The sequence below is a fragment of the Enterobacter cloacae complex sp. 342H5 genome (assembly GCF_050030905.1).
Taxonomy (GTDB): Bacteria; Pseudomonadota; Gammaproteobacteria; order Enterobacterales; family Enterobacteriaceae; genus Enterobacter; species Enterobacter intestinihominis.
Window position 1 is genome coordinate 1,902,080 of record NZ_JBLGVB010000001.1, and the last position, 24,026, is coordinate 1,926,105.

The 24,026-nt window shown below is 53.1% G+C and carries 28 protein-coding genes and 1 other annotated feature; of the genes, 18 read left to right on the forward strand and 10 right to left on the reverse strand.

All coding sequences use genetic code 11. The features are described from left to right. Window positions 1-44: 44 nt before the first annotated feature. The 5 genes from chbC (at window position 45) to chbG (ending at window position 4,871) form a co-directional block, all read left to right on the forward strand. Window positions 45-1,403 carry a PTS N,N'-diacetylchitobiose transporter subunit IIC gene (gene chbC / locus ACQG03_RS09185; protein WP_017384664.1) on the forward strand — a complete coding sequence of 453 codons (1,359 nt, stop codon included), beginning with the start codon at window positions 45-47 and terminating at the stop codon, window positions 1,401-1,403. 47 nt (window positions 1,404-1,450) lie between these two features. After that, window positions 1,451-1,798 carry a PTS N,N'-diacetylchitobiose transporter subunit IIA gene (gene chbA, locus ACQG03_RS09190; RefSeq protein ID WP_022647820.1) on the forward strand — a complete coding sequence of 116 codons (348 nt, stop codon included), beginning with the start codon at window positions 1,451-1,453 and terminating at the stop codon, window positions 1,796-1,798. 2 nt (window positions 1,799-1,800) lie between these two features. Next, complete coding sequence (chbR, locus tag ACQG03_RS09195) at window positions 1,801-2,646, forward strand: transcriptional regulator ChbR (RefSeq protein WP_263053871.1); 846 nt, start codon at window positions 1,801-1,803, stop codon at window positions 2,644-2,646. 108 nt (window positions 2,647-2,754) lie between these two features. Next, window positions 2,755-4,110, forward strand: coding sequence for a 6-phospho-beta-glucosidase (locus ACQG03_RS09200; RefSeq protein ID WP_022647822.1), 1,356 nt, complete (start codon window positions 2,755-2,757; stop codon window positions 4,108-4,110). Window positions 4,111-4,121: 11 nt separating this feature from the next. Next, window positions 4,122-4,871: a chitin disaccharide deacetylase gene (gene chbG / locus ACQG03_RS09205; RefSeq protein WP_038415892.1), complete on the forward strand. Its 750-nt coding sequence runs from the start codon at window positions 4,122-4,124 to the stop codon at window positions 4,869-4,871. Window positions 4,872-4,963: 92 nt separating this feature from the next. On the opposite strand, the gene katE is transcribed toward chbG, so the two are convergent. Continuing rightward, the gene (gene katE, locus ACQG03_RS09210) at window positions 4,964-7,213 is read right to left on the reverse strand and encodes a catalase HPII (RefSeq protein ID WP_022647824.1); all 2,250 of its coding nucleotides are present in this window, start codon (window positions 7,211-7,213) and stop codon (window positions 4,964-4,966) included. A gap of 201 nt (window positions 7,214-7,414) precedes the next feature. Between katE and cedA the strand changes: the two genes are divergently transcribed. Beyond that, window positions 7,415-7,654 carry a cell division activator CedA gene (gene cedA / locus ACQG03_RS09215; RefSeq protein ID WP_022647825.1) on the forward strand — a complete coding sequence of 80 codons (240 nt, stop codon included), beginning with the start codon at window positions 7,415-7,417 and terminating at the stop codon, window positions 7,652-7,654. A 48-nt stretch (window positions 7,655-7,702) separates the two neighbouring features. On the opposite strand, the gene tcyP is transcribed toward cedA, so the two are convergent. The 4 genes from tcyP to hxpB all read right to left on the reverse strand — a co-directional run bounded on the left by tcyP (window position 7,703) and on the right by hxpB (window position 11,469). Next, the gene (gene tcyP / locus ACQG03_RS09220) at window positions 7,703-9,094 is read right to left on the reverse strand and encodes a cystine/sulfocysteine:cation symporter (protein ID WP_063163258.1); all 1,392 of its coding nucleotides are present in this window, start codon (window positions 9,092-9,094) and stop codon (window positions 7,703-7,705) included. A 127-nt stretch (window positions 9,095-9,221) separates the two neighbouring features. Next, window positions 9,222-9,812, reverse strand: coding sequence for a metal-dependent hydrolase (locus tag ACQG03_RS09225; RefSeq protein ID WP_015570742.1), 591 nt, complete (start codon window positions 9,810-9,812; stop codon window positions 9,222-9,224). A 95-nt stretch (window positions 9,813-9,907) separates the two neighbouring features. Next, window positions 9,908-10,669, reverse strand: a complete 762-nt coding sequence (gene kduD, locus ACQG03_RS09230) for a 2-dehydro-3-deoxy-D-gluconate 5-dehydrogenase KduD (protein ID WP_023299906.1) — start codon at window positions 10,667-10,669, stop codon at window positions 9,908-9,910. Window positions 10,670-10,797: 128 nt separating this feature from the next. Beyond that, the gene (hxpB, locus tag ACQG03_RS09235) at window positions 10,798-11,469 is read right to left on the reverse strand and encodes a hexitol phosphatase HxpB (protein ID WP_022647828.1); all 672 of its coding nucleotides are present in this window, start codon (window positions 11,467-11,469) and stop codon (window positions 10,798-10,800) included. 141 nt (window positions 11,470-11,610) lie between these two features. Here hxpB and ACQG03_RS09240 point away from each other — a divergent pair, with 141 nt between their 5' ends. Next, complete coding sequence (locus ACQG03_RS09240; protein WP_015570741.1) at window positions 11,611-12,147, forward strand: YniB family protein; 537 nt, start codon at window positions 11,611-11,613, stop codon at window positions 12,145-12,147. Between the two features lie 32 nt (window positions 12,148-12,179). Here the strand turns inward: ACQG03_RS09240 and ACQG03_RS09245 are convergent, their stop codons facing one another. From ACQG03_RS09245 to pfkB, 3 genes are all read right to left on the reverse strand, one after another. After that, window positions 12,180-13,040 carry a fructosamine kinase family protein gene (locus ACQG03_RS09245; RefSeq protein ID WP_022647830.1) on the reverse strand — a complete coding sequence of 287 codons (861 nt, stop codon included), beginning with the start codon at window positions 13,038-13,040 and terminating at the stop codon, window positions 12,180-12,182. Window positions 13,041-13,145: 105 nt separating this feature from the next. Next, window positions 13,146-13,436: a type V toxin-antitoxin system endoribonuclease antitoxin GhoS gene (ghoS, locus tag ACQG03_RS09250; RefSeq protein WP_003857822.1), complete on the reverse strand. Its 291-nt coding sequence runs from the start codon at window positions 13,434-13,436 to the stop codon at window positions 13,146-13,148. Between the two features lie 91 nt (window positions 13,437-13,527). Beyond that, window positions 13,528-14,460: a 6-phosphofructokinase II gene (pfkB, locus tag ACQG03_RS09255; RefSeq protein ID WP_022647831.1), complete on the reverse strand. Its 933-nt coding sequence runs from the start codon at window positions 14,458-14,460 to the stop codon at window positions 13,528-13,530. 17 nt (window positions 14,461-14,477) lie between these two features. On the opposite strand from pfkB, the gene ACQG03_RS09260 reads away from it, so the two are divergent. The 3 genes from ACQG03_RS09260 to ACQG03_RS09270 all read left to right on the forward strand — a co-directional run bounded on the left by ACQG03_RS09260 (window position 14,478) and on the right by ACQG03_RS09270 (window position 16,012). Then, a complete protein-coding gene (locus ACQG03_RS09260) occupies window positions 14,478-14,750 on the forward strand; it encodes a hypothetical protein (RefSeq protein ID WP_022647832.1) in 273 nt (90 codons plus the stop codon). Between the two features lie 5 nt (window positions 14,751-14,755). After that, window positions 14,756-15,514 carry a DUF481 domain-containing protein gene (locus ACQG03_RS09265; RefSeq protein ID WP_022647833.1) on the forward strand — a complete coding sequence of 253 codons (759 nt, stop codon included), beginning with the start codon at window positions 14,756-14,758 and terminating at the stop codon, window positions 15,512-15,514. A 264-nt stretch (window positions 15,515-15,778) separates the two neighbouring features. Continuing rightward, window positions 15,779-16,012 carry a hypothetical protein gene (locus tag ACQG03_RS09270; protein WP_032622263.1) on the forward strand — a complete coding sequence of 78 codons (234 nt, stop codon included), beginning with the start codon at window positions 15,779-15,781 and terminating at the stop codon, window positions 16,010-16,012. Window positions 16,013-16,161: 149 nt separating this feature from the next. On the opposite strand, the gene yniD is transcribed toward ACQG03_RS09270, so the two are convergent. Next, window positions 16,162-16,269, reverse strand: a complete 108-nt coding sequence (gene yniD, locus ACQG03_RS09275) for a small membrane protein YniD (RefSeq protein ID WP_003857815.1) — start codon at window positions 16,267-16,269, stop codon at window positions 16,162-16,164. Window positions 16,270-16,367: 98 nt separating this feature from the next. After that, on the reverse strand, window positions 16,368-16,460 hold the full coding sequence (gene yncL, locus ACQG03_RS09280; protein WP_071785204.1) for a stress response membrane protein YncL: 93 nt from the start codon (window positions 16,458-16,460) through the stop codon (window positions 16,368-16,370). Window positions 16,461-16,783: 323 nt separating this feature from the next. Between yncL and thrS the strand changes: the two genes are divergently transcribed. The 8 genes from thrS (at window position 16,784) to ihfA (ending at window position 23,955) form a co-directional block, all read left to right on the forward strand. Continuing rightward, window positions 16,784-18,712 carry a threonine--tRNA ligase gene (thrS, locus tag ACQG03_RS09285; RefSeq protein WP_006809077.1) on the forward strand — a complete coding sequence of 643 codons (1,929 nt, stop codon included), beginning with the start codon at window positions 16,784-16,786 and terminating at the stop codon, window positions 18,710-18,712. 3 nt (window positions 18,713-18,715) lie between these two features. Further along, window positions 18,716-19,258: a translation initiation factor IF-3 gene (infC, locus tag ACQG03_RS09290; protein WP_059443439.1), complete on the forward strand. Its 543-nt coding sequence runs from the start codon at window positions 18,716-18,718 to the stop codon at window positions 19,256-19,258. Window positions 19,259-19,355: 97 nt separating this feature from the next. Further along, on the forward strand, window positions 19,356-19,553 hold the full coding sequence (rpmI, locus tag ACQG03_RS09295; protein WP_001124225.1) for a 50S ribosomal protein L35: 198 nt from the start codon (window positions 19,356-19,358) through the stop codon (window positions 19,551-19,553). Between the two features lie 50 nt (window positions 19,554-19,603). Continuing rightward, window positions 19,604-19,960 carry a 50S ribosomal protein L20 gene (rplT, locus tag ACQG03_RS09300; protein WP_000124850.1) on the forward strand — a complete coding sequence of 119 codons (357 nt, stop codon included), beginning with the start codon at window positions 19,604-19,606 and terminating at the stop codon, window positions 19,958-19,960. A gap of 117 nt (window positions 19,961-20,077) precedes the next feature. Beyond that, window positions 20,078-20,202: a sequence feature (Phe leader region), on the forward strand. Beyond that, a complete protein-coding gene (gene pheM / locus ACQG03_RS09305) occupies window positions 20,083-20,127 on the forward strand; it encodes a pheST operon leader peptide PheM (RefSeq protein WP_001386830.1) in 45 nt (14 codons plus the stop codon). It overlaps the preceding feature by 45 nt. Before the next feature lie 62 nt (window positions 20,203-20,264). Beyond that, a complete protein-coding gene (gene pheS / locus ACQG03_RS09310) occupies window positions 20,265-21,248 on the forward strand; it encodes a phenylalanine--tRNA ligase subunit alpha (protein ID WP_022647837.1) in 984 nt (327 codons plus the stop codon). A 15-nt stretch (window positions 21,249-21,263) separates the two neighbouring features. Further along, complete coding sequence (gene pheT / locus ACQG03_RS09315) at window positions 21,264-23,651, forward strand: phenylalanine--tRNA ligase subunit beta (RefSeq protein ID WP_063163259.1); 2,388 nt, start codon at window positions 21,264-21,266, stop codon at window positions 23,649-23,651. 4 nt (window positions 23,652-23,655) lie between these two features. After that, complete coding sequence (gene ihfA, locus ACQG03_RS09320; RefSeq protein ID WP_003857805.1) at window positions 23,656-23,955, forward strand: integration host factor subunit alpha; 300 nt, start codon at window positions 23,656-23,658, stop codon at window positions 23,953-23,955. Window positions 23,956-24,026 lie beyond the last annotated feature (71 nt).

Genomic DNA, 24,026 nt, shown 5'->3' on the forward strand with positions numbered 1-24,026 from the left:
CAATACGCCGTAACGGTCGTTGCGGCATTTAAGGGTATTTTCCTATGAGTAAAGTCATCGCTTCACTTGAAAAGGTACTCCTTCCTTTTGCTGTTAAAATAGGAAAGCAGCCTCACGTTAATGCCATTAAGAACGGCTTTATTAAATTAATGCCGTTGACATTAGCCGGGGCAATGTTCGTTTTAATTAACAACGTTTTTCTCAGCTTTGGAGAAGGTTCCTTTTTTTATTCATTAGGAATTAGGTTAGATGCTTCCACTATTGAAACCCTTAATGGTTTAAAAGCCATTGGCGGCAACGTATACAACGGTACGTTGGGTATTATGTCGCTAATGGCGCCTTTCTTTATTGGAATGGCCCTGGCGGAAGAGCGTAAGGTGGATCCGCTGGCGGCGGGCTTACTGTCCATTGCCGCGTTTATGACCGTCACGCCGTACAGCGTGGGCGACGCTTACGCCGTGGGCGCCAACTGGCTGGGTGGGGCAAACATCATTTCCGGTATTATTATCGGACTGGTGGTGGCCGAAATGTTCACCTTTATTATTCGCCGCAACTGGGTTATCCGCTTGCCGGATAGCGTTCCGGCCTCCGTTTCTCGTTCATTTTCCGCGTTGATACCGGGCTTCATTATTCTCTCCATCATGGGGATTATTGCCTGGGCGCTCTCTCACTGGGGGACTAACTTCCACCAGATCATTATGGACTCTATCTCAACGCCGCTGGCGTCGATGGGTAGCGTGGTCGGTTGGGCGTATGTCATCTTTACCTCCCTGCTGTGGTTCTTCGGCGTGCATGGTTCACTGGCACTGGCGGCGCTGGACAGCGGTATTATGACCCCGTGGGCACTGGAAAACGTCGCGCTTTACCAGCAGTACGGCTCCGTCGATGCGGCGCTGGCGGCCGGTAAAACCTTCCATGTGTGGGCGAAGCCGATGCTTGACTCCTATATCTTCCTGGGCGGTACCGGGGCGACGCTGGGTCTGATCATCGCGGTCTTTATTGTCTCTCGCCGCGCCGACCATCGTCAGGTTGCGAAGCTGGCCCTGCCGTCAGGCATCTTCCAGATTAACGAGCCGATCCTGTTTGGTCTGCCAATTATCATGAACCCGGTGATGTTCATTCCATTCATCCTGGTTCAGCCGCTGCTGGCCGCGATTACGCTGACGGCGTATTACCTGGGCATTATCCCGCCGGTGACCAACATTGCGCCGTGGACGATGCCAGCTGGTCTGGGCGCGTTCTTCAACACCAACGGTAGCGTGGCCGCCTTCCTGCTGGCGATATTCAACCTCGGGATTGCAACCCTGCTCTACATGCCGTTCGTGGCGATTGCGAACAAGGCTGCAACGGTTATCGATGAAGAAGAGAGCGAGGAGGATATCGCCCTCGCACTGAAATTCTAAAATTGCACGGCGCGGGGCAACCCGCGCCAGCGTAAAGGAGCTTAAAGATGTTAGATTTAGAGAGTATCGTTGCCGAAGAAACCGCAGTGAACGATCTGGAAGAGGTGGTGATGGGGCTCATCATCAATTCCGGGCAGGCGCGAAGCCTGGCGTATGCGGCGCTTAAGCAGGCTAAGCAGGGCGATTTTGTTGCCGCGAAAACCATGATGGAGCAGTCCCGTACGGCGTTAAACGAAGCGCATCTGGTGCAGACGAAACTCATCGAAAGCGACCAGGGCGAAGGGAAGATGAAAGTGAGTCTGGTGCTGGTACATGCGCAGGATCACCTGATGACCTCCATGCTGGCGCGCGAGATGGTAGCGGAGCTCATCGAGCTTCACGAGAAGATGCAGTAAGTCTGAACAGGCACCAGGAGGTCGGCACGATGGAAATCAAAACCGCACATGAGCAGCAGCTGTTTAATGGCAAGAATTTTCACGTGGTGATTTACAACAAAACGGAGAGCGCCAGCGGTCTGCACCAGCATGACTACTACGAGTTCACGATTGTTCTGACCGGCCGCTACTATCAGGAGATTAACGGTAAGCGCGTCCTGCTTGAGCGTGGCGATTTCGTCTTCCTGCCGATGGGGTCCTATCACCAGAGCTTTTATGAGTTTGGTGCGACCCGCATTCTTAACGTAGGGGTGAGCAGGCGTTTCTTCGAGAAGCACTATCTGCCGCTGGTTCCGTTCTGCTTTGTGGCGTCACAGGTGTACCGCGTTAAAAATGAGTTTATGACCTGGATTGAAACGGTTATCGCCTCGCTGAATTTCCGCGACAATGAATTTGATGAATTTATTGAAACCGTGACGTTCTACGTCATGAACCGTCTTCGCCATCACCGTGAAGAACAGCAGGTGGTGGATGATATTCCTCAGTGGCTGCGCAGTACCGTGGAGCTGATGCACGATAAAGGACAGTTCAGCGATAACGCCCTGGAAAACATGGTGGCGCTGTCGGGTAAATCGCAGGAATATTTAACGCGCGCCACGCAGCGCTATTACCGTAAAACGCCTGTTCAAATTATTAATGAAATCCGCATCAATTTTGCCAAAAAACAGCTGGAAATTACTAACTACTCTGTCACCGATATCGCTTACGAATCGGGTTACAGCAGCCCCAGCCTGTTTATTAAAACCTTTAAGAAAATGACTTCATTCACACCGAACAGTTACCGCAAAAATTTAACGGTAATTAATTAACTTTCGGCGGTTATCCGCCAGGAATATTGACGTAATGGCTTGCCCAAATAGCGGGAAGAGTACGCTATACCTTGCAGGCGATTACCCTGATAAGCTAAGGGAGAGTTTATGCAAAAGAAATTAAAAGTCGTAACCATTGGTGGCGGCAGCAGCTATACCCCGGAATTACTTGAAGGTTTCCTGAAACGTTATCATGAATTACCGGTCAGCGAATTATGGCTGGTGGATGTTGAAGAAGGTCAGGAGAAGCTAAATATTATTTTTGAACTGTGCAAACGCATGGTTGAAAAAGCAGGCGTGCCTTTAACCGTGCATAAAACGCTGGATCGCCGCCTGGCGCTGAAAGATGCTGACTTCGTGACCACCCAGCTGCGCGTCGGCCAGCTGAAGGCGCGTGAGCTGGACGAGCGTATTCCGCTGAGCCACGGTTATCTGGGCCAGGAAACCAACGGGGCAGGTGGCCTGTTTAAAGGTCTGCGTACGATTCCGGTCATTTTTGACATCATTAAAGACGTGGAGGAGATCTGCCCGAACGCGTGGGTGATTAACTTTACCAACCCGGCCGGGATGGTCACCGAGGCAGTCTATCGTCACACCGGTTTCAAACGCTTTATCGGCGTCTGCAATATTCCGATCGGCATGAAGATGTTCATCCGCGATGTGCTGGCGCTAACCGATAACGATGAATTGTCCATTGACCTGTTCGGCCTGAACCACATGGTCTTTATCAAAGATGTGATTGTGAACGGGCAATCGCGCTTTGCGGAGCTGCTTGATGGCGTTGCCTCTGGTCGCCTGACCGCGGCCTCGGTGAAAAACATCTTCGATCTGCCGTTCAGCGAAGGGCTGATCCGCTCCCTGAATCTGCTGCCGTGCTCGTATCTGCTTTACTACTTCAAGCAGAAAGAGATGCTGGCGATTGAAATGGGTGAATACTACAAAGGTGGCGCACGCGCTCAGGTTGTACAGAAAGTAGAGAAGCAGCTTTTTGATTTGTATAAAGATCCGAACCTGAACGTCAAACCGAAAGAGCTTGAGCAGCGCGGTGGGGCATACTATTCAGATGCCGCGTGTGAAGTGATCAACGCCATTTACAATGACAAGCAGGCCGAGCACTATGTGAACGTTCCGCATCATGGGCACATCGACAATATCCCGGCAGACTGGGCCGTGGAGATGACCTGCATCCTTGGGCGCGAGGGTGCAAAACCGCATCCCCGCATTACCCACTTCGACGATAAGGTGATGGGCCTGATTCATACCATCAAAGGCTTTGAAGTGGCGGCGAGCAATGCGGCCCTGAGCGGCGAGCTGAATGACGTGCTGCTGGCGCTGAACCTGAGCCCGCTGGTGCATTCTGACCGTGACGCTGAAAAACTCGCGAGTGAGATGATCCTGGCGCATGAGAAATGGCTGCCAAACTTTGCTGCAACGGTTGAGAAACTGAAACTCACACACCGTTAAGAGGAGGCGCGATGGAAAACCTGCTGATCGTCAATGCCGATGATTTCGGCCTGTCAAAAGGGCAGAACTACGGCATTATCGAAGCCTGTCGCCGGGGCGTCGTGACCTCTACAACAGCGCTCATCAACGGTGAGGCGGTGGAACATGCGGCGCAGTTAAGCCGTGAGCTGCCCGAACTGGGCGTGGGCATGCACTTTGTGCTGACGCTTGGGTTGCCCCTTTCACCGATGCCGGGGCTGACGCGCGACGGGCAACTGGGTAAATGGATTTGGGAAATGGCGGAGCAGGACGCTTTGCCGCTTGATGAGATTGCCCGCGAGCTGGACTGCCAGTTTAACCGCTTTGTGGATGTGTTTGGCCGCGAGCCCACCCATATCGACAGTCATCATCATGTGCATATGATCCCGGCGATTTTCCCGCTTGTGGCAGAATTTGCCAAACGTAAAGGCGTGGCGATGCGCGTGGATCGGGAGGTGCGCGGACTGCCGGACGTTGCGGTGACGTCAACGGAGGGGTTCAGCAGCGCATTTTATGGCGACGATATCGACGAAGCGCTGTTCCTGAAGGTGCTGGATGCCTCCGCCGCAAAAGGGGAGCGCTCGCTTGAGGTAATGGCGCATCCGGCGTTTGTCGATAACATCGTACGTAAGAGCGCCTACTGCTGGCCGCGTCTGGCGGAACTGGACGTGCTAACGTCGGCGTCGTTGAAGTATGCGATTGCCGAGCGTGGGTATCGTCTGGGGACGTTCAGGGATTTGTGAGCAAAATAAAGCCCGGGGACGGCTTCGCCTTACCGGGCCTACAACATCAGTCGAAATATAGGCCGGGTAAGCGTATCGCCACCCGGCTTTTTTTACGCCGGTATCTGGTCAATCTTGCTGCTGCGCGACCACACGCGGTGCGCGGCGAGCAGGTCAAACAGCCGGGTCATAAACGCATCGTCAATGTTATCACCTTCGACAATGCCTTCTTCCCCTTGATCCGGTACCTTCAGCAGCGATTTAAACTTCCGCGCATCGCCTGCGAGGGCGATTGGCTTCAGGTGCTTATAGGCTTCCAGCAGATAATAGGCGGCATCACCGTTACCGAGCAGACTCTCAACGTCGCCGCACGGCATAATCACCGCATCAACCGTCAGGGACGGTGCCCCGGCAAAGGTCGCGGCAATCGGCAGGACGGAGCCATCATCGGCCGTCACTTCACCCATGCGTGAGTAAAGCAGTTTGGCATGGACGCCCTGAGTCTTGAGCGCCCTCATGATCCCCAGCACGTCGCTGGCGCGCGGTTTATCGTTCAGCAGGATAGCCACTACGCGGCCTTTGATCGACCCGCCAGGTACCGCGTACAGGCTCAGGGACGGATCCTTCTTCAGCCCGTTCACGTCTTTAGGCGGTGCAGCATGGCATTGCTCGTCAGTCAGCGTAATGCCGAGATTATTCGCCACGCCCTGAGCAAGCTGGATATCAATATGCGCCAGATGGTCGACCACGCGCTCGCGAATGTAGGTACGCACCACTTTGCTCAGCTCGAAGCTGAAGCCGCCGATAATGTGCTGCTGTTCGATCGGGGTCTGGCTGTTCCAGAACAGGCGAGGCTGAGCGTAATATTCGCCGAATGACGGGCTGCGCTCGCGAATTTTTGTTCCGTCCACGCGCTCCTGATACGACTCGAATCCGCCACGTTTTGGCCCCGGCGGGGTTTCACGCGGCCAGTTATCGTTAATGGAGTTCGGCTCGTAGTTCGCCGGGTTGGTATCGATATCCTGGCGATGCATCCCGTCACGCTGGAAGTTATGGTACGGACAGGTCGGACGGTTGATTGGGAGCTCATGGAAGTTAGGTCCACCAAGACGGCTGATCTGCGTATCGGTGTAAGAGAACAGACGACCCTGCAGCAGCGGATCGTTGGTGAAGTCCAGCCCCGGCACAATATGGCCCGGGTGGAACGCTGCCTGCTCATTTTCCGCGAAGAAGTTGTCCGGGTTGCGGTTAAGCACCATTTTACCCACCAGCTGAACCGGCACCAACTCTTCAGGAATAAGCTTGGTCGGGTCGAGCAGGTCGAAGTCGAATTTGAACTCGTCTTCTTCCGGGATCAGCTGTAATCCCAGCTCGTATTCCGGGAAATCACCGGCTTCAATGGATTCCCACAGTTCGCGACGGTGGAAGTCCGGATCGCGTCCGGTCAGCTTCTGCGCTTCATCCCACACCAGCGACGCTTTCCCCGCGACCGGTTTCCAGTGGAAACGCACAAACGTCGCTTTACCTTCAGCGTTAATCAGACGGAAGGTATGAATACCAAAGCCTTCCATGGTGCGATAGCTGCGCGGGATCCCCCGGTCAGACATCGCCCACATCACGTTGTGAAGGGTTTCCGGTTGCAGGGAGACGTAGTCCCAGAATGTGTCATGCGCACTTTGTCCCTGCGGTATGGCCCAGTGTGGTTCTGGTTTTACCGCATGGACAAAGTCAGGGAACTTATGCGCGTCCTGTATGAAGAAAACCGGGGTGTTATTCCCGACGAGGTCGAAAATGCCCTCTTCGGTATAGAATTTGGTGGCGAAGCCGCGGATATCACGCACCGTGTCGGCCGAACCCGCGCCGCCCTGTACGGTAGAGAAACGCACAAACACCGGTGTGATTTTGTTCGGATCGGAAAGGAAATCTGCTTTGGTGATCTCCTTCAGGCTCTTGTACGGCTGGAAATAGCCGTGCGCCGCGGAGCCGCGAGCGTGGACGATACGCTCAGGGATACGCTCATGGTCGAAATGGGTGATTTTTTCGCGCAGGATGAAATCTTCCAGCAGCGTCGGGCCGCGCGTTCCGGCGCGCAGGGAGTTCTGATCATCGGCAATGCGAACGCCCTGGTTCGTGGTCAGCGCATGGCCTTCACCGCCCTTGCGGTGAGGATCGAGCGATTTCAGCTTTTCGTTTTCCGTTTCCGGGGCTTTCATGCTGCCCGGGGCGGTAGGCTGTTCACCCGGTGCGGAAGGACCCGGTGATGGTTTGTGTGAGCCGTCGGCTGGGGCAAGTGAGTCCATTCCCGGTTGAGATTCTTCAGTCCCATGAATGGGTGACTGATGTGGTTTATCATTGTTCGACATTGCACGCTTCTCCTTTGTTCATTCCTAAAAACCCTATTAAGGATAGAACAATGTTAAGAATTAGCAGGCGAACTAAGCGTTTTCAGATATTGATTAGCGAAAGGAGCCATCTGCGATACGTCAGGCGCGACGGGCGGGGGGAGAATCGGCTATGATAGAAATTTCCTGCTTTAAGAATTTGCTTTAGTGAACCCGTCGCTTATGAAACCTCTTCGTCAACAAAACCGCCAGGTTATTAGCTATGTACCCCGCGTTGAGCCCGCGCCGCCAGACCATGCCCTGAAGGTGGATGGTTTTCGCGATGTCTGGATGCTGCGGGGTAAATACGTTGCCTTCGTGCTGATTGGCGAGCACTTCCGTCGCTCCCCTGCGTTTACGGTGCCGGAATCGGCGCAGCGATGGGCAATGCAGACCCGCCAGGATGAAGAGGTTGAAGAATAACAGCCATAAAAAAACCGCCCGATGGCGGTTTTTTTATTTCAGCAGTGATTAACGATGTGCCAGTTCGGCATCATCTTCACTGTCGAGAATCGTTTTGTCGGTCTGCTTCAGCCACTGGCTGGTCAGGGTACCGGCGGTCATTGAACCACTCACGTTCAACGCGGTACGACCCATATCGATCAGTGGTTCAACAGAGATCAGCAGGGCAACCAGCGTTACCGGCAGCCCCAGCGCAGGCAGAACGATCAGCGCAGCGAAGGTCGCGCCGCCGCCCACGCCCGCAACACCGGCGGAGCTAATGGTCACGATACCGACCAGCGTCGCAATCCAGACCGGATCCAGCGGGTTAATACCCACGGTTGGGGCAACCATCACGGCCAGCATCGCCGGGTAGAGACCCGCACAGCCGTTCTGCCCGATGGTGGCGCCAAAGGAGGCCGAGAAGCTGGCGATAGACTCGGGTACGCCCAGACGACGTGTCTGTGCTTCCACGTTTAGCGGAATCGATGCCGCGCTGGAACGGCTGGTGAAGGCGAAGGTCAGCACCGGCCAGACTTTGCGGAAATATTTCAGCGGGCCAACGCCGTTCACCGCCAGCAGGATGCCGTGCACAACGAACATGATGCCCAGACCGAGGTACGAGGCAATCACAAAGCTGCCAAGCTTGATGATGTCTTGCAGGTTAGAACCTGCCACGACTTTGGTCATCAGCGCCAGGACACCGTATGGCGTCAGCTGCATGACCAGACGCACCAGCTTCATTACCCAGCTTTGCAGGGTATCGATGGCAGTCAGAACCCGCTCGCCTTTCGGCGCATCGTCCTTCAGCAGCTTCAGCGCAGCCACGCCCAGGAACGCAGCGAAGATCACTACGCTGATAATGGAGGTTGGGCTTGCACCGGTCAGGTCAGCAAACGGGTTTTTCGGAATGAAGGAGAGCACCATCTGCGGAACGGTCAGATCGGCCACTTTACCCACGTAGTTGGTCTCAATCGCCGTCAGACGCGCGGTTTCAGCGCTACCCTGCACCAGACCTTCAGCAGTCAGGCCAAACAGATTGGTAACCAGCACACCCACCAGCGCCGCAATCAGCGTGGTGAAGAGCAGGGTGCCAATGGTCAGGAAACTGATTTTACCCAGTTGAGAAGCATTATGCAGCCGGGCTACGGCGCTCAGAATTGAGGCGAATACCAGCGGCATAACGATCATTTGCAGCAGCTGTACATAGCCGTTACCGACAATGTTGAACCACTGAATGGAATCTTTCAGTACCGGGCTGTCGGAGCCGTAAATAGCGTGTAAGGCCAGGCCAAACACCACGCCCATGACCAGACCAACCAGTACCTTTTTCGCCAGGCTCCACTGTTTGTGGCGAGCCTGGGCGAGAAGCAATAGCAATACGACGAACACAACAATGTTCGCGATGAGTTGAAAATTCATCCCCGTTCTCCTGATTTATTATACGGTCGGTTTTTACCGAACCTGTTGGCGCAAGGTTATCAGAAGTGTGATGTGGCGCTTATATCCATATGGAATGGTTTATGACAAAAGTGATTGTATTGCCGGTTTAATGCTCAATCTGGTGATTAATAAAACGATTGAACTGAAATTGCAGCGAGTTGATCATCTGCGATGACCAGCGCACTGCACCATTTTCGGGCAATGTCTGCGGCATCCAGACGGCATAGGCAAACAGCGCCATGCACAGAACGCGCTCCAGCTGGTTGCCTTTTTGCGGCACGAGGATTGGCAGGCGGAAACGCCAGCGGCAGGGCCAGAGCAGCGGAACGCCCGCTGGCGTCAGCATATCGGCGAGGATATGGCTTAAGTAGCCGAGCACCATGCCCTGAATGGCATCCGCCGGGACTATCCAACTCTCGGGAACCTTCAAATAGAAGAGTGTAAGCAGGCCAAATACGGCCAGCAGGCTGTGGGTAAACCCGCGATGACCAAAGGCTCTGGCGATGGGTTTTGAAATCCACTTCAGCCGCTGACCAAGGAATGATTTTGGATGGTCGATGTCCGGCAGCAGGCAGGTCAGCACGGCAGAAGGGACAATATGCCACCAGTCCCCCTGGGCCAGCACAGGGGTCAGTTCAGCGTTTTTAGCAAACACTGCACAGGCAAGTGAAAAAAGCAGGTGGCCTTCCGCCGTCATGATAAAACCCGGTAAACTGTCAATCCATACAGTATAGGGTTTTTATACAGTGTGTGAAAGAGGTGACGGTGTAACTCTTTGTCACAAACCGGCGGTTAGCGCGCCAGCCAGCCACCGTCTACGGCAAGGGTATGGCCGTTAACGTAATCCGACGCCGCCGAGGCCAGAAACACCACCGGACCCTGTAAATCCTCCGGAAGTCCCCAGCGGCCCGCCGGAATACGGTCGAGGATCGCCTGGCTGCGCTGCTCATCATCGCGAAGTTGTTGGGTGTTATTTGTCGCCATATAACCCGGCGCGATAGCGTTCACGTTAATACCTAGCGGCGCCCATTCGTTTGCCAGCAGGCGGGTGAGCCCGAGGACGCCGCTTTTCGAAGCCGTATAGGACGGCACCCGAATGCCGCCCTGGAAGGAGAGCATGGAGGCAATGTTAATGATCTTGCCGCCCTGACCCTGCACGATAAACTGTTTCGCTACTGCCTGAGAGAGGAAAAAGACCGATTTCAGATTGAGATCGATGACCTCGTCCCAGTCCTTCTCGCTAAATTCCAGCGCATCGCACCGACGAATGGTGCCGGCATTGTTAACCAGAATATCGATGCGGCCCATCTCTGTGACGGCGGTATCCACGACGCTCTGAATACTCTCATGCTTGCCGAGATCGGCGCGAATTGCGATAAAGCGCCGTCCCAGCGCCGTGACGCGCGCAGCCGTTTCGTCAGGAACCTTGCGGTTTACCCCCACGATATCGCATCCTGCCTGGGCGAGGGCAATGGCCATGCCTTGCCCCAGACCGGTATCGCACCCGGTCACCATCGCCACTTTTCCTGCCAGAGTAAAAGCATCCAGTATCATACGCGCCTCAGAAGTCAGGTTATTGTCATTCTGCACGTAAGGATAGGAGTCTGGAATGAGAAAAGCAAATAAAGTAAAACGTTGTTTTGATTTTGTTATGCAGGCAGCCGAAGCTGCCTGAAAGAGCGTTACTCTCCGCGCAGATGGCGGGCAGTCAATTCTTCAAGAGACGTCAGCCTGACATCCGCGAGGGCAAAGCGGGGATCGTGTCGGCCTTCTTCAGCCGGCACAACGATGGAGCGCATACGTGCGGCTTTGGACGCCACCATGCCGTTAACGGAATCTTCCAGCGCCACACAGGTAAGCGGATCCAGCCCCAGTTTCGCGGCGCAGTCCATATACACCTGCGGATGTGGCTTGCTGTAAGGAAGCTTTTCGGCCGAGGCCAGCGCGTCGAAGCTGTCGCGCAGCCCGAACATCGTCAGCACTTTTTCCAGCATATGCAGAGGTGAGGCAGAGGCAAGCCCCACTTTCAGCCCTTGCGCCTTGCACAGGGCGATAGCGTCGCGTACGCCCGGTAACAGAGGCTTATTCTCTTCTACAAGGGAGATAGCACGGTTGATAATGCGCGCCGTAACTTCGTCGCGATCCGGGCCAACCCATGGCTGGTGGGCATACCAAAGGTCAACCACCATATCGATGCGCAGCCCCAGGGTATCGGGAAGCTCATTACGACGACTGATATCGACGCCGAGGCTGGCCATCACGTCCAGTTCAGCCCGATCCCACAGGGGTTCGGAATCAATCAACAATCCATCCATGTCAAAAATAGCGGCAAGTATCTGGCGCGGTGTCGACATTACAACATCTCCTTATCTTGGGGGTAAGACGAACGGTGCTAAGCACAAGCAATTTAGCATATTGCATTCAAAGATCGGGCGAAAATGACCGACAGCAGGTAGACTTAGGCACAAATAACGCGTCTTTATGAAGAGGAACTAATGACGTATCAACAAGCTGGACGCATCGCAGTCTTAAAACGTATTGCTGGTTGGGTTATTTTCATTCCCGCCCTGATTTCAACGCTGATCTCCGTACTTAAATTTATGTACGATCACAGCGAAAAACAGCCGGGCATTAATGCCGTCATGCTTGATTTTGCCCACGTCATGATTGAGATGATGCGGTTTAACACCCCATTCCTGAACGTCTTCTGGTTCAACTCGCCCACCCCGGATTTTCACCACCAGCTGAATGTCGGGTTCTGGATAATCTATGCGTTGATCTTTATCGCGATGGCGTTGCAAGCCTCCGGCGCGCGCATGAGTCGCCAGACCCGCTTTTTACGCGAAGGGGTGGAAGATCAGCTGATACTTGAGAAGGCGAAAGGCCCTGACGGGATGAGCCGCGAGCAGATCGAATCGCGCATTGTCGTTCCGCGTCATACCATTTTTGTGCAGTTTTTCCCGCTCTACATCCTGCCGGTTATTATCATTGTGGCCGGGTATTTCTTCTTTACGCTGCTCGGCTTCCTGTAATGTCAAAGGGGGCGAATTGCCGCCCCCTCCCGCTATGCCGCCAGGATACGGTCCAGCGCCCGCTGGGCATTCACCAGATGACTCCCGCCAAACAAAATCGCCCGGTTTAGCAAGGTGTACAGCTGATAAACCGGCTGACGTTCAAGGAAACCCGCAGGTAACGGCGAGACAGACTGATAGCCATCATAAATTTGCGGCGGCTGTTCAGGGTGCAACGGCAGCATCGCGAGGTCACATTCTCTGTCGCCCCAGTAGCAGGCCGGGTCAAATATATAGGGACCATCAGGCCCAAGCGCGCAGTTGTTCGACCATAAATCACCGTGCAGAAGGGAAGCCTGAGGCTGATGCGAAGCCAGACGCTGCTGAATGTGTTCAACAATCGCGTCGATGTTGCCGAACGCTAGTCCCTTTTCAGCGGCCAGCTCCAGCTGCCAGCCTATGCGCTGCTCGGCGAAAAAAGTCGACCAGCGGCGTTGCCACGCGTTTGGCTGTGGGGTGGTAGAGAGGTCGTTATCGAAATCGAGCCCAAACTGAGGTTGATCGCTCCACTGGTGCAAACGGGCGATCTGTTGGCCGAGAATAAAGGCGTTGTGCGCATCCAGAGGGCGCGCCGGAAGATAGTTCATCACCAGAAAGCTGTAGTCACGATCGCTGCCAACGGCTAAAACCTGTGGAACGTTGACTGTTTTACTGCGCGATAACAACTCAAGCTGATCGGCTTCGGCCGTAAAAATGGGGAGCAATTCGCGCTCATCACATTTCACGAAGAGATCGCGCCCGGCGTAACGTAAATGCCATGCGGCATGGATCTCTCCGCCTGGCAGTTCGTTACGCAGTTCAATTTCACCTTCACCCAGTTGCTCACTTAAAAGATGACTGATAGCCTGCCACATGATGTCTCTCCCATGTTGTCTGCCAGATCATAAAGTTAGCGCAAAACGGCTATAAAAAAACAGGAACTAACGCACAACTGAGCGGTTTAATTTTGTACAGGGCACTTATTGTTCTTTTTTATGCCAGTTTTCCCAGCTATCCACATCAATTTCCGTGGCTTTGTCAGTCACGCTTTCCACCAGGCTACTGGCCAGCGCCTTCACCTCCTCCTGACTCAGCGGGCTTATCAGGCCAAAGGCCAGCGAGCCGAGATCGTGAATATTGCCCTCATCGTCCGTCAGCGTGAGCAGAAAATTAGCCCGCGTGAAAGCGTTGTTGAGTTCATTCAGTTCGGTCAGCGATGCTTCATGAATATTGACGGTTACGACGTAGCGGGTGATATCACCACTGCTCATAATTCACCTCGTTGTTATCCTGAAAGTTTTCTTAGCATAGTCGATAAGCCATATTTGGCGACTTCCCCCTCCACGGGAAGGGGAAGCACGTTCAGCTTCTCGCCAGGTAATCGACAATTTTCTGGGTATCCGCAAGCGAACACAGACGGGTTCCCTGATTGATGGTGGCAGCGCTCCCTGCCGCGACGCCATAGCGTGCCATCTCCAGAAGCGAAGCGCCCTGCGCCAGCTTCAGCACCATCGCGCCAACCATACTGTCACCGGCACCCACGGTACTCTGACTTTTCATCGGCGGTGGAACAACCTGCACGCAGCCCGTCTTGTCGACGGCCAGCGCACCCTGAGGACCGAGAGAGACTACAACGCGATGCGCTTTGCCCGTGCGTACCAGCTCTTCTGCGGCAGTACGCACGTCATCAGGCTGGTTGAGCTCGCGATTGACAAGCGCACTGAGCTCTTTCTGGTTAGGTTTGACAAGTTCAAGTTGTCCGGGCTCTAACGCCGCCTTCAGGGCATCGCCTGAGCTATCGACAATGCAGCGGATGCCGCGCTGGAGCACCGCCTGAACCAGTGCCGTCAGCTTTTCTGTTTTGACGCCCGGCGGCAGGCTACCGCTGATCACCAGCAATGAGCCGCTTTCAATGGTCAGCACTTTCTCTTCCAGTTGACGAAACTCATCATCGCTCAACTTCGCCCCTGGCATCACAAAACGATATTGCTCGCCGCTGGATTCAACATGGACATGCAGGTTTTGCCGGGTCCAGTCTCTGGCGTCAACGGTATCTACGGCAACCTGTTCATCTGCCAGCAGCGCAACCAGATGCTCACCCGTGGCGCCGCCAGCGGGGAAGATGGCGGTTGCTTTTCCGCCGAGATGGGTAATTGCGCGCGCCACGTTAATGCCGCCGCCGCCCGGCTCAAACACCGGCGCGCTACAGCGCAGCTTACCTTCCGGATAGATTTGCGGCGTCATGGTCGCAGAGTCGAGGGAAGGGGAGAGCGTCAGCGTGTAAATCGAAGCCATCATGACCTCCTTTTATCATGGGTTATTTTAAGCCTGGCACCGTTTGGCAGGAAGGCAACGTAAATAACAGTATGATTTTAAAAATGAATGCTGACAAAAAACCTTGGCCGGGTATATACATTAAATCGCGTTTTGGGATCGTTCTTATTCAAAAAATGAAAGAAGAAATTATTGCTATGTTATTTGCGGCTTTTTATAATTTGTTACCTTTCTATGGTCGCCTTGTCATTGATCCGCAAGAAAGTTTCCGAGACCGTGACGGTCTCTTTTTATGTTGTACGGACTCCTAAAATAAATGAAGCTTTTGAAGACAGTACCCGCAGCACTGATGCTGGCGGGTGGCGTATTTGCGTCACTGAATGCAACCGCCGATGATACCGTTTTTACTGTCATGGACGATCCCTCCACTGCCAAAAAACCCTTTGAAGGTAACGTGAATGCCGGGTATCTGGCGCAATCCGGTAACACGAAAAGCTCCTCCATGACCGCAGACAGCACCCTGACCTGGTACGGCAACACCACGGCCTGGTCGCTGTGGGGCAATGCCAGCAACACGTCTGCTAACGATGAACGCTCCTCTGAGAAATACGCGGTAGGTGGGCGTAGCCGTTACAACATGACAGATTATGACTACCTGTTCGGGCAGGCGAGTTGGCTTACTGACCGCTACAACGGCTATCGCCAGCGCGATGTCATGACTGCGGGTTATGGTCGTCAGTTCCTGAATGGACCGGTGCACAGCCTCCGTTTTGAATTCGGTCCGGGTGTCCGTTACGACGAGTACACCAACGGCGAAGATGAAACCCAGCCGCTGGGTTATGCATCGGGCACCTACGCATGGCAAATGACTGACAACGCTAAATTCACCCAGGGTGTGTCGGTGTTTGGTGCTGAAGATACAACGCTGAACTCTGAAAGTGCGTTGAACGTGGCTATCAACGAACACTTTGGACTCAAGGTGGCGTACAACGTAACCTGGAACTCTTCACCGCCTGATTCCGCGCCGGAACATACCGATCGCCGAACCACGATTTCTTTAGGTTATAAAATGTAATTTCTTCGGGCCGGGACTATTCTCGGCCTGTTTTTTATTTTTTGAAACTGTGCTTATTTATATTAAACGGCGTTTTGAAATAATAGGCATGGTTTCGTCTTCATAATTTCTCCATAATTAGGCGACCAGGCCTTATTCAGTTTATTTGACACGATTTGATAAATAATTTGACTAGGCAAAAGTGTGATCCAGATCTACACTTACGGCACAGGCAAAAAACTCGCCTCAGGCATTTCTGCATTAATTAAGTATGAGAACAGAATTATGAAAAAAATCAAAACCGCTACAGCAGCGATGGTGCTTTCCGCACTTTCATTTGGCGTATTTGCTGCTGATAATATGACGCAACCTGCCAGTGACGTTAACAGCCCAGTCGGGATCGCTAAAGCCTCTGATGTTGAAGCAGGCTCCAACATTGCCCCTGGCTCCCAGTCTACCGGCCAGTCAATGAATGATGCATTTGATGTACACAAGCTGGTGGCGGGTGAGTGGTCCTGATATTTCAACTGCCACATGTGATGGAATATATACGCTGTTACAGCCTGGCGAAAACCGGATTATGACGTACCGGTTTTGGACCATAAATTATCGTAAAGATAGTTAAGATTTATTCAGTAAATTCACGGCACGTTTTCGCTGACATAATATTAGCCCCAGATCATCGCGGCCCAGCGCAGCAGCAACATCGCGCCGCAAATAGCGATTAACACCACGACCATTTTCCAGTGCTTAACGGCAAATCTTTTTGTTGGCATAACCCAATCCTTGTCAGTTGATACCCTTAGTCTACCAAAGTCTGCGCCAGAAAGCGCTTTACCTGGGACAACAGGTTATGCCAGAACAGCGGTTCGGCTTAAAACCAGTGGAATCTGTCGGCCAGTATCAATACCAGACCAGCAGCGGAAAGTAGATTCAATATCACAACGGTTCTGCTCGATACATTCATGTGATACCCCTTCGATGTTTAAGGACCAGATCAAGAATAGCTCAGCACTTTCGGATTGCGAGCCCCCGTCAACAAAAGTTCATGAACGCAGACATAAGGATGAGCGGTTCAAATCGGTCGCGGGAAGGTGCATTCGCCCTGTTAATAGTGTTACCATTACGCTGCTTGCCGTAAATCCGCATTTATCTGAATCGGCAGGTGCATGATGACGAACCAATTTGACGATTGTTGGTCAGATGGTTTCGTAATCTACTGTTTAATCACGATTATTTTCTTTGTATATGCTCTTATGTGTGGGGCATCACTGCAAATAAGGATATAAAATGCCTGTAATTACTCTTCCTGATGGCAGCCAACGCCATTTCGACCACGCTGTAAGCCCAATGGATGTTGCACTGGATATCGGTCCTGGACTCGCAAAAGCAACCATTGCAGGCCGCGTAAACGGTGAGCTGGTAGACGCGTCCGATCTGATTGAAAGCGATGCAACGCTTGCGATCATCACCGCGAAAGACGAAGAAGGTCTGGAGATCATTCGTCACTCCTGTGCGCACCTGTTAGGTCATGCTATTAAGCAGCTGTGGCCCAACACCAAAATGGCGATCGGCCCGGTTATCGACAACGGCTTCTACTACGACGTTGACCTTGACCACACCCTGACACAGGAAGATATCGACGCGCTCGAAAAACGTATGCATGAGCTCGCCGAAACGAACTATGACGTCATCAAGAAGAAAGTCAGCTGGCATGAAGCGCGTGAAACCTTCGTGAAGCGCGGCGAGAGCTATAAAGTCTCGATTCTTGATGAAAACATCGCTCATGATGACAAGCCTGGCTTGTACCATCACGAAGAATATGTCGACATGTGCCGTGGACCGCACGTGCCGAATATGCGCTTCTGTCATCACTTCAAACTGATGAAAATCGCAGGCGCCTACTGGCGTGGCGACAGCAACAATAAAATGTTGCAGCGTATCTATGGTACCGCGTGGGCCGATAAGAAAGCCCTGAACGCGTACCTGCAACGCCTGGAAGAGGCGGCTAAGCGTGACCACCGTAAAATCGGTAAGCAGCTTGACCTGTATCATATGCAGGAAGAAGCGCCGGGGATGGTGTTCTGGCATAACGACGGCTGGACAATCTTCCGTGAACTGGAAACGTTCGTGCGCTCCAAGCTGAAAGAGTACCAGTATCAGGAAGTGAAAGGCCCGTTCATGATGGACCGTGTGCTGTGGGAAAAAACCGGCCACTGGGACAACTACAAAGATGCGATGTTCACCACTTCGTCTGAGAACCGTGAATACTGCATCAAGCCAATGAACTGTCCGGGCCACGTTCAGATCTTCAACCAGGGTCTGAAATCCTACCGCGATCTGCCGCTGCGTATGGCGGAGTTCGGTAGCTGCCACCGTAACGAGCCATCAGGTGCGCTGCACGGTCTGATGCGTGTTCGTGGCTTTACTCAGGATGATGCGCATATCTTCTGTACTGAAGATCAGGTACGTGATGAAGTTAACGCCTGTATTCGTATGGTCTACGATATGTACAGCACCTTTGGCTTCGAGAAGATCGTGGTCAAACTCTCAACGCGTCCGGAAAAACGTATCGGTAGCGATGAGACATGGGATCGCGCAGAGGCGGATCTCGCCGTGGCGCTGGAAGAGAACGGTATTCCGTTCGAATACCAGCTGGGCGAGGGCGCATTCTACGGTCCAAAAATTGAATTTACCCTGTATGACTGCCTCGATCGCGCATGGCAGTGCGGAACGGTACAGCTGGACTTCTCCCTGCCGCAGCGTTTAAGCGCCTCTTATGTTGGCGAAGACAACGAGCGTCAGGTGCCGGTTATGATTCACCGTGCGATTCTCGGTTCACTGGAGCGCTTCATCGGCATCCTGACTGAAGAGTTCGCGGGCTTCTTCCCAACCTGGCTTGCGCCAGTGCAGGTAGTTGTGATGAACATTACCGATTCTCAGGCGGATTACGTTAAAGAATTGACGCAGAAACTACAAAATGCGGGCATTCGCGTAAAAGCAGACTTGAGAAATGAGAAGATTGGCTTTAAAATCCGCGAGCACACTTTACGTCGTGTCCCGTATATGTTGGTCTGTGGTGATAAAGAGGTGGAAGCAGGCAAAGTTGCCGTTCGCACCCGCCGTGGTAAAGACCTGGGGAGCCTGGACGTAAGTGAAGTGATTGAGAAGCTGCAACAAGAGATTCGCAGCCGCAGTCTTCAACAACTGGAGGAATAAGGTATTAAAGGCGGAAAACGAGTTCAAACGGCACGTCCGAATCGTATCAATGGCGAGATTCGCGCCCAGGAAGTTCGCTTAACAGATCTTGAAGGTGAACCACTGGGGATTGTGAGTCTGAGAGAAGCGATCGAAAAAGCTGAAGAAGCTGGAGTAGATTTAGTTGAAATCAGCCCTAACGCCGAACCGCCAGTTTGTCGTATTATGGACTACGGCAAGTTCCTTTATGAAAAGAGTAAATCTTCTAAGGAACAGAAGAAGAAGCAAAAAGTTATCCAGGTTAAGGAAATCAAATTCCGTCCTGGTACCGACGATGGCGATTATCAGGTAAAACTCCGCAGCCTGATTCGCTTTCTGGAAGATGGCGATAAGGCCAAGATCACGCTGCGTTTCCGCGGTCGTGAGATGGCCCACCAACAGATTGGTATGGAAGTGCTTAACCGCGTCCGTGAAGATCTGAGTGAACTGGCAGTAGTCGAATCCTTCCCAACGAAGATCGAAGGCCGCCAGATGATCATGGTGCTCGCTCCTAAGAAGAAACAGTAAGGCCTTCAAGCAGCAAAATCTGTGGAGCCTTCGGGCCCCATAGGTTTTGTTCGCCTATGTTTCGTTTATTTAACAATGCGAAGTGGAAGTTATTAAAATGCCAAAAATTAAGACCGTACGCGGTGCTGCTAAGCGCTTCAAAAAAACCGGTAAAGGTGGTTTTAAGCACAAGCACGCTAACCTGCGTCACATTCTGACTAAGAAAGCTACCAAGCGTAAACGTCACCTGCGTCCAAAAGCCATGGTTTCTAAAGGCGATCTGGGCCTGGTCATCGCGTGCCTGCCGTACGCATAAGTCGTTAACGTTTAACTTTTTTAACTTAGAATAGATACAGGAGAGCACACATGGCTCGCGTAAAACGTGGTGTAATTGCACGTGCACGTCACAAGAAAATTTTGAAACAAGCTAAAGGCTACTACGGTGCGCGTTCACGCGTATACCGCGTTGCCTTCCAGGCTGTTATCAAAGCAGGTCAGTACGCTTACCGTGACCGTCGTCAGCGTAAGCGTCAGTTCCGTCAACTGTGGATTGCGCGTATCAACGCAGCAGCACGTCAGAACGGTATTTCTTACAGCAAATTCATCAACGGCCTGAAAAAAGCCTCTGTTGAAATCGACCGTAAGATCCTGGCTGACATCGCAGTATTCGACAAAGTAGCGTTCACCGCTCTGGTCGAAAAAGCGAAAGCAGCACTGGCATAAGCCAGTTGAAAGAGGGGGCTTTGCTCCCTCTTTTCATATCGCCTTATCAGAAGATTGACATTTACCCGTCCAGGCTTTTCAATAAGGTCTTAACGGTTTTTACCCTACAAGGTAACGCAAGCATGAATGCTGCTATTTTCCGCTTCTTCTTTTACTTTAGCACCTGACTTCAGGAGGCTAGCGCGTGAAAGATGAAACGAAAAACAGCGCCAGATAAGCCTCCCGATGGAGGCTTTTTTTGTGCCTGAATTTGAGAGATTACGTCCAACAATTCGGTGTCTGCACCGACATAATGAGGAAAACCATGTCACATCTCGCAGAGCTGGTTGCCAGTGCAACGGCCGCCATTAACCAGGCCTCAGATGTTGCCGCGTTAGACAATGTCCGCGTCGAATATCTGGGCAAGAAAGGGCATCTGACCCTTCAGATGACTACCCTGCGTGAACTGCCAGCAGAGGAGCGCCCGGCAGCAGGTGCAGTGATTAACGAAGCCAAAGAGCAGGTACAACAGGCGCTGAACGCACGTAAAGCCGAGCTGGAAAGTGCAGTACTGAATGCGCGTCTGGCGGCAGAAACGATTGACGTTTCTCTGCCGGGTCGCCGTATCGAAAACGGCGGTCTGCATCCGGTTACCCGTACTATCGATCGTATTGAAAGTTTCTTCGGTGAGCTCGGCTTTACCGTGGCGACTGGCCCGGAAATTGAAGATGACTACCACAACTTCGATGCCCTTAACATTCCTGGCCATCATCCGGCACGCGCTGACCACGACACTTTCTGGTTTGACGCCACCCGTCTGCTGCGTACTCAGACATCTGGCGTTCAGATCCGTACCATGAAGGAGCAGGCTCCACCGATCCGCATCATCGCGCCGGGTCGCGTATACCGTAACGACTACGATCAGACCCACACCCCAATGTTCCACCAGATGGAAGGTCTGATTGTTGATAAAAACATCAGCTTCACCAACCTGAAAGGCACGCTGCACGATTTCCTGAACAACTTCTTTGAGGAAGATTTGCAGGTTCGTTTCCGTCCGTCCTACTTCCCGTTCACTGAACCTTCTGCGGAAGTTGACGTGATGGGTAAAAACGGTAAATGGCTGGAAGTGCTGGGCTGCGGCATGGTGCATCCAAACGTACTGCGCAACGTAGGTATCGATCCGGAAGTATACTCCGGCTTTGCGTTCGGTATGGGCATGGAGCGTCTTACCATGCTGCGCTACGGCGTAACCGACTTACGTGCGTTCTTCGAAAACGATCTGCGTTTCCTCAAACAGTTTAAATAAGGGCAGGAAAGAACAATGAAATTCAGTGAACTGTGGTTACGCGAATGGGTTAACACCACGCTGGACAGCGACGCGCTTTCTAACCAGATCACCATGGCGGGTCTGGAAGTTGATGGCGTGGATCCTGTTTCTGGCGCCTTTACCGGCGTCGTGGTAGGTGAAGTGGTTGAGTGTGGCCAGCACCCTAACGCCGACAAACTGCGCGTAACAAAAGTCAATGTGGGCGGTGACCGTCTGCTGGATATCGTCTGCGGTGCGCCAAACTGCCGACAGGGCCTGAAGGTAGCCGTGGCGACCGTCGGCGCGGTACTGCCGGGCGATTTCAAAATCAAAGCGGCTAAGCTGCGCGGTGAGCCGTCTGAAGGCATGCTGTGCTCCTTCTCCGAGCTGGGCATTTCCGACGATCACTCCGGGATTATCGAGCTGCCGCAGGATGCACCAGTGGGTACCGATATCCGCGAATACCTGAAGCTTGATGACAACACCATCGAAATCAGCGTGACGCCAAACCGTGCCGACTGCTTAGGCATCATCGGTGTAGCCCGCGACGTGGCCGTTCTGAACCAGACCGAACTGAACGAGCCGGACATCGCTCCGGTTGAGGCAACCATCAGTGATGTGCTGCCGATTCAGGTTGACGCCCCTGACGCATGTCCGCGCTACCTCGGTCGCGTGGTGAAAGGCATCAACGTTAAAGCGCCAACCCCGCTGTGGATGAAAGAGAAACTGCGTCGCTGTGGTATCCGTTCTATCGACGCTGTGGTTGACGTGACCAACTATGTTCTGCTGGAGCTGGGCCAGCCAATGCACGCCTTCGATAAAGATCGTATCGAAGGGGGTATTATTGTGCGCATGGCGAAAGAGGGCGAAACCCTGGTTCTGCTGGACGGCAGCGAAGCGAAACTGAACGCCGACACCCTGGTAATTGCCGATCACAACAAAGCGCTGGCGATGGGCGGGATCTTCGGCGGCGAGCACTCTGGCGTCAACGACGAGACGCAAAACGTCCTGCTGGAATGCGCGTTCTTCAGCCCGCTCTCCATCACCGGCCGCGCACGCCGTCACGGTCTGCACACTGACGCTTCTCACCGCTATGAGCGTGGCGTGGATCCTGCGCTGCAATACAAAGCGATGGAGCGTGCGACTCGCCTGCTGATCGACATCTGCGGCGGCGAAGCAGGTCCGGTTATCGATGTGACCAACCAAGCGGCGCTGCCGAAGCGTGCGACCATTACTCTGCGCCGCAGCAAGCTGGATCGTCTGATTGGTCACCACGTTGCCGATGCGCAGGTGACCGACATTCTGACGCGTCTGGGCTGCGAAGTGACTGAAGGTCAGGATGAGTGGAAAGCCGTTGCGCCATCCTGGCGTTTCGACATGGAGATCGAAGAAGATCTGGTGGAAGAAGTGGCCCGCGTGTACGGCTACAACAATATCCCTGACGAGCCGGTGCAGGCGGGTCTGGTGATGGGCAGCCATCGCGAAGCCGATCTGTCACTGAAGCGTGTGAAAACCATGCTGAACGACAAAGGCTACCAGGAAGTGATCACCTACAGCTTCGTTGATCCTAAGCTGCAACAGCTGATCCACCCGGGTCAGGAAGCGCTGATCCTGCCAAGCCCGATCTCCAGCGAGATGTCAGCGATGCGTCTGTCCCTGTGGACGGGACTGCTGGGTACTATCGTTTATAACCAGAACCGTCAGCAGAACCGCGTGCGTATTTTCGAAAGCGGTTTGCGCTTTGTACCGGATACTCAGGCCAATTTAGGCATCCGTCAGGATCTCATGCTGGCCGGCGCCATCAGCGGTAACCGCTATGAAGAGCACTGGGACCTGGCAAAAGGGACGGTTGATTTCTACGATATGAAGGGCGATCTGGAAGCGATTCTCGATCTGACCGGTAAATTATCCGAAATTGAATTCCGCGCAGAAGCGATTCCAGCCCTGCATCCGGGCCAGAGTGCGGCGATCTATTTAGACGGCAAACGTGTTGGTTTTATTGGGGTTGTTCATCCGGAGCTGGAACGTAAGCTGGATCTGAATGGTCGTACCATCGTATTCGAGCTGGAGTGGAACCCGGTTGCAGACCGCGTCATTCCTCAGGCAAAGGACGTCTCACGCTTCCCGGCAAACCGCCGTGATATCGCGGTTGTGGTCGCTGAAAATGTGCCCGCAGCAGATATTTTGGCCGAATGTAAGAAAGTTGGCGTAAATCAGGTAGTTGGCGTAAACTTATTTGACGTGTACCGCGGCAAGGGCGTAGCAGAAGGTTTCAAGAGCCTCGCTATTAGCCTTATCCTTCAGGATACCAGCCGTACACTCGAAGAAGAGGAGATTGCCGCTACCGTCGCCAAATGTGTAGAGGCATTAAAAGAGCGATTCCAGGCATCATTGAGGGATTGAACCTATGGCGCTTACAAAAGCTGAAATGTCAGAATATCTGTTTGATAAGCTTGGGCTTAGCAAACGGGATGCCAAAGAGCTGGTAGAGCTGTTTTTCGAAGAGATCCGTCGTGCTCTGGAAAATGGTGAGCAGGTTAAACTCTCCGGCTTTGGCAATTTTGATTTGCGAGACAAAAACCAACGTCCGGGCCGTAACCCGAAGACGGGGGAAGATATTCCCATTACAGCCCGCCGCGTGGTGACCTTCAGACCCGGACAGAAGTTAAAAAGCCGTGTCGAAAACGCAACGCCCAAAGCAGAGTAATATGAACTAACTAAAAAGGCCGCTCACGCGGCCTTTTTTCTTTGCGCTAATTGCTAAACCCGCCGTAAAAT

Excerpts from the sequence above, each read along its gene's own strand:
- chbC (WP_017384664.1), top strand. The coding sequence starts at position 45 with ATGAGTAAAGTCATCGCTTCACTTGAAAAGGTACTCCTTCCTTTTGCT.
- chbA (WP_022647820.1), top strand. The coding sequence starts at position 1,451 with ATGTTAGATTTAGAGAGTATCGTTGCCGAAGAAACCGCAGTGAACGAT.
- ACQG03_RS09200 (WP_022647822.1), top strand. The coding sequence starts at position 2,755 with ATGCAAAAGAAATTAAAAGTCGTAACCATTGGTGGCGGCAGCAGCTAT.
- chbG (WP_038415892.1), top strand. The coding sequence starts at position 4,122 with ATGGAAAACCTGCTGATCGTCAATGCCGATGATTTCGGCCTGTCAAAA.
- katE (WP_022647824.1), bottom strand. The coding sequence starts at position 7,213 with ATGTCGAACAATGATAAACCACATCAGTCACCCATTCATGGGACTGAA.
- cedA (WP_022647825.1), top strand. The coding sequence starts at position 7,415 with ATGAAACCTCTTCGTCAACAAAACCGCCAGGTTATTAGCTATGTACCC.
- tcyP (WP_063163258.1), bottom strand. The coding sequence starts at position 9,094 with ATGAATTTTCAACTCATCGCGAACATTGTTGTGTTCGTCGTATTGCTA.
- ACQG03_RS09225 (WP_015570742.1), bottom strand. The coding sequence starts at position 9,812 with ATGACGGCGGAAGGCCACCTGCTTTTTTCACTTGCCTGTGCAGTGTTT.
- kduD (WP_023299906.1), bottom strand. The coding sequence starts at position 10,669 with ATGATACTGGATGCTTTTACTCTGGCAGGAAAAGTGGCGATGGTGACC.
- hxpB (WP_022647828.1), bottom strand. The coding sequence starts at position 11,469 with ATGTCGACACCGCGCCAGATACTTGCCGCTATTTTTGACATGGATGGA.
- ACQG03_RS09240 (WP_015570741.1), top strand. The coding sequence starts at position 11,611 with ATGACGTATCAACAAGCTGGACGCATCGCAGTCTTAAAACGTATTGCT.
- ACQG03_RS09245 (WP_022647830.1), bottom strand. The coding sequence starts at position 13,040 with ATGTGGCAGGCTATCAGTCATCTTTTAAGTGAGCAACTGGGTGAAGGT.
- ghoS (WP_003857822.1), bottom strand. The coding sequence starts at position 13,436 with ATGAGCAGTGGTGATATCACCCGCTACGTCGTAACCGTCAATATTCAT.
- pfkB (WP_022647831.1), bottom strand. The coding sequence starts at position 14,460 with ATGGCTTCGATTTACACGCTGACGCTCTCCCCTTCCCTCGACTCTGCG.
- ACQG03_RS09260 (WP_022647832.1), top strand. The coding sequence starts at position 14,478 with ATGGGTTATTTTAAGCCTGGCACCGTTTGGCAGGAAGGCAACGTAAAT.
- ACQG03_RS09265 (WP_022647833.1), top strand. The coding sequence starts at position 14,756 with ATGAAGCTTTTGAAGACAGTACCCGCAGCACTGATGCTGGCGGGTGGC.
- ACQG03_RS09270 (WP_032622263.1), top strand. The coding sequence starts at position 15,779 with ATGAAAAAAATCAAAACCGCTACAGCAGCGATGGTGCTTTCCGCACTT.
- yniD (WP_003857815.1), bottom strand. The coding sequence starts at position 16,269 with ATGCCAACAAAAAGATTTGCCGTTAAGCACTGGAAAATGGTCGTGGTG.
- yncL (WP_071785204.1), bottom strand. The coding sequence starts at position 16,460 with ATGAATGTATCGAGCAGAACCGTTGTGATATTGAATCTACTTTCCGCT.
- thrS (WP_006809077.1), top strand. The coding sequence starts at position 16,784 with ATGCCTGTAATTACTCTTCCTGATGGCAGCCAACGCCATTTCGACCAC.
- rpmI (WP_001124225.1), top strand. The coding sequence starts at position 19,356 with ATGCCAAAAATTAAGACCGTACGCGGTGCTGCTAAGCGCTTCAAAAAA.
- rplT (WP_000124850.1), top strand. The coding sequence starts at position 19,604 with ATGGCTCGCGTAAAACGTGGTGTAATTGCACGTGCACGTCACAAGAAA.
- pheS (WP_022647837.1), top strand. The coding sequence starts at position 20,265 with ATGTCACATCTCGCAGAGCTGGTTGCCAGTGCAACGGCCGCCATTAAC.
- pheT (WP_063163259.1), top strand. The coding sequence starts at position 21,264 with ATGAAATTCAGTGAACTGTGGTTACGCGAATGGGTTAACACCACGCTG.
- ihfA (WP_003857805.1), top strand. The coding sequence starts at position 23,656 with ATGGCGCTTACAAAAGCTGAAATGTCAGAATATCTGTTTGATAAGCTT.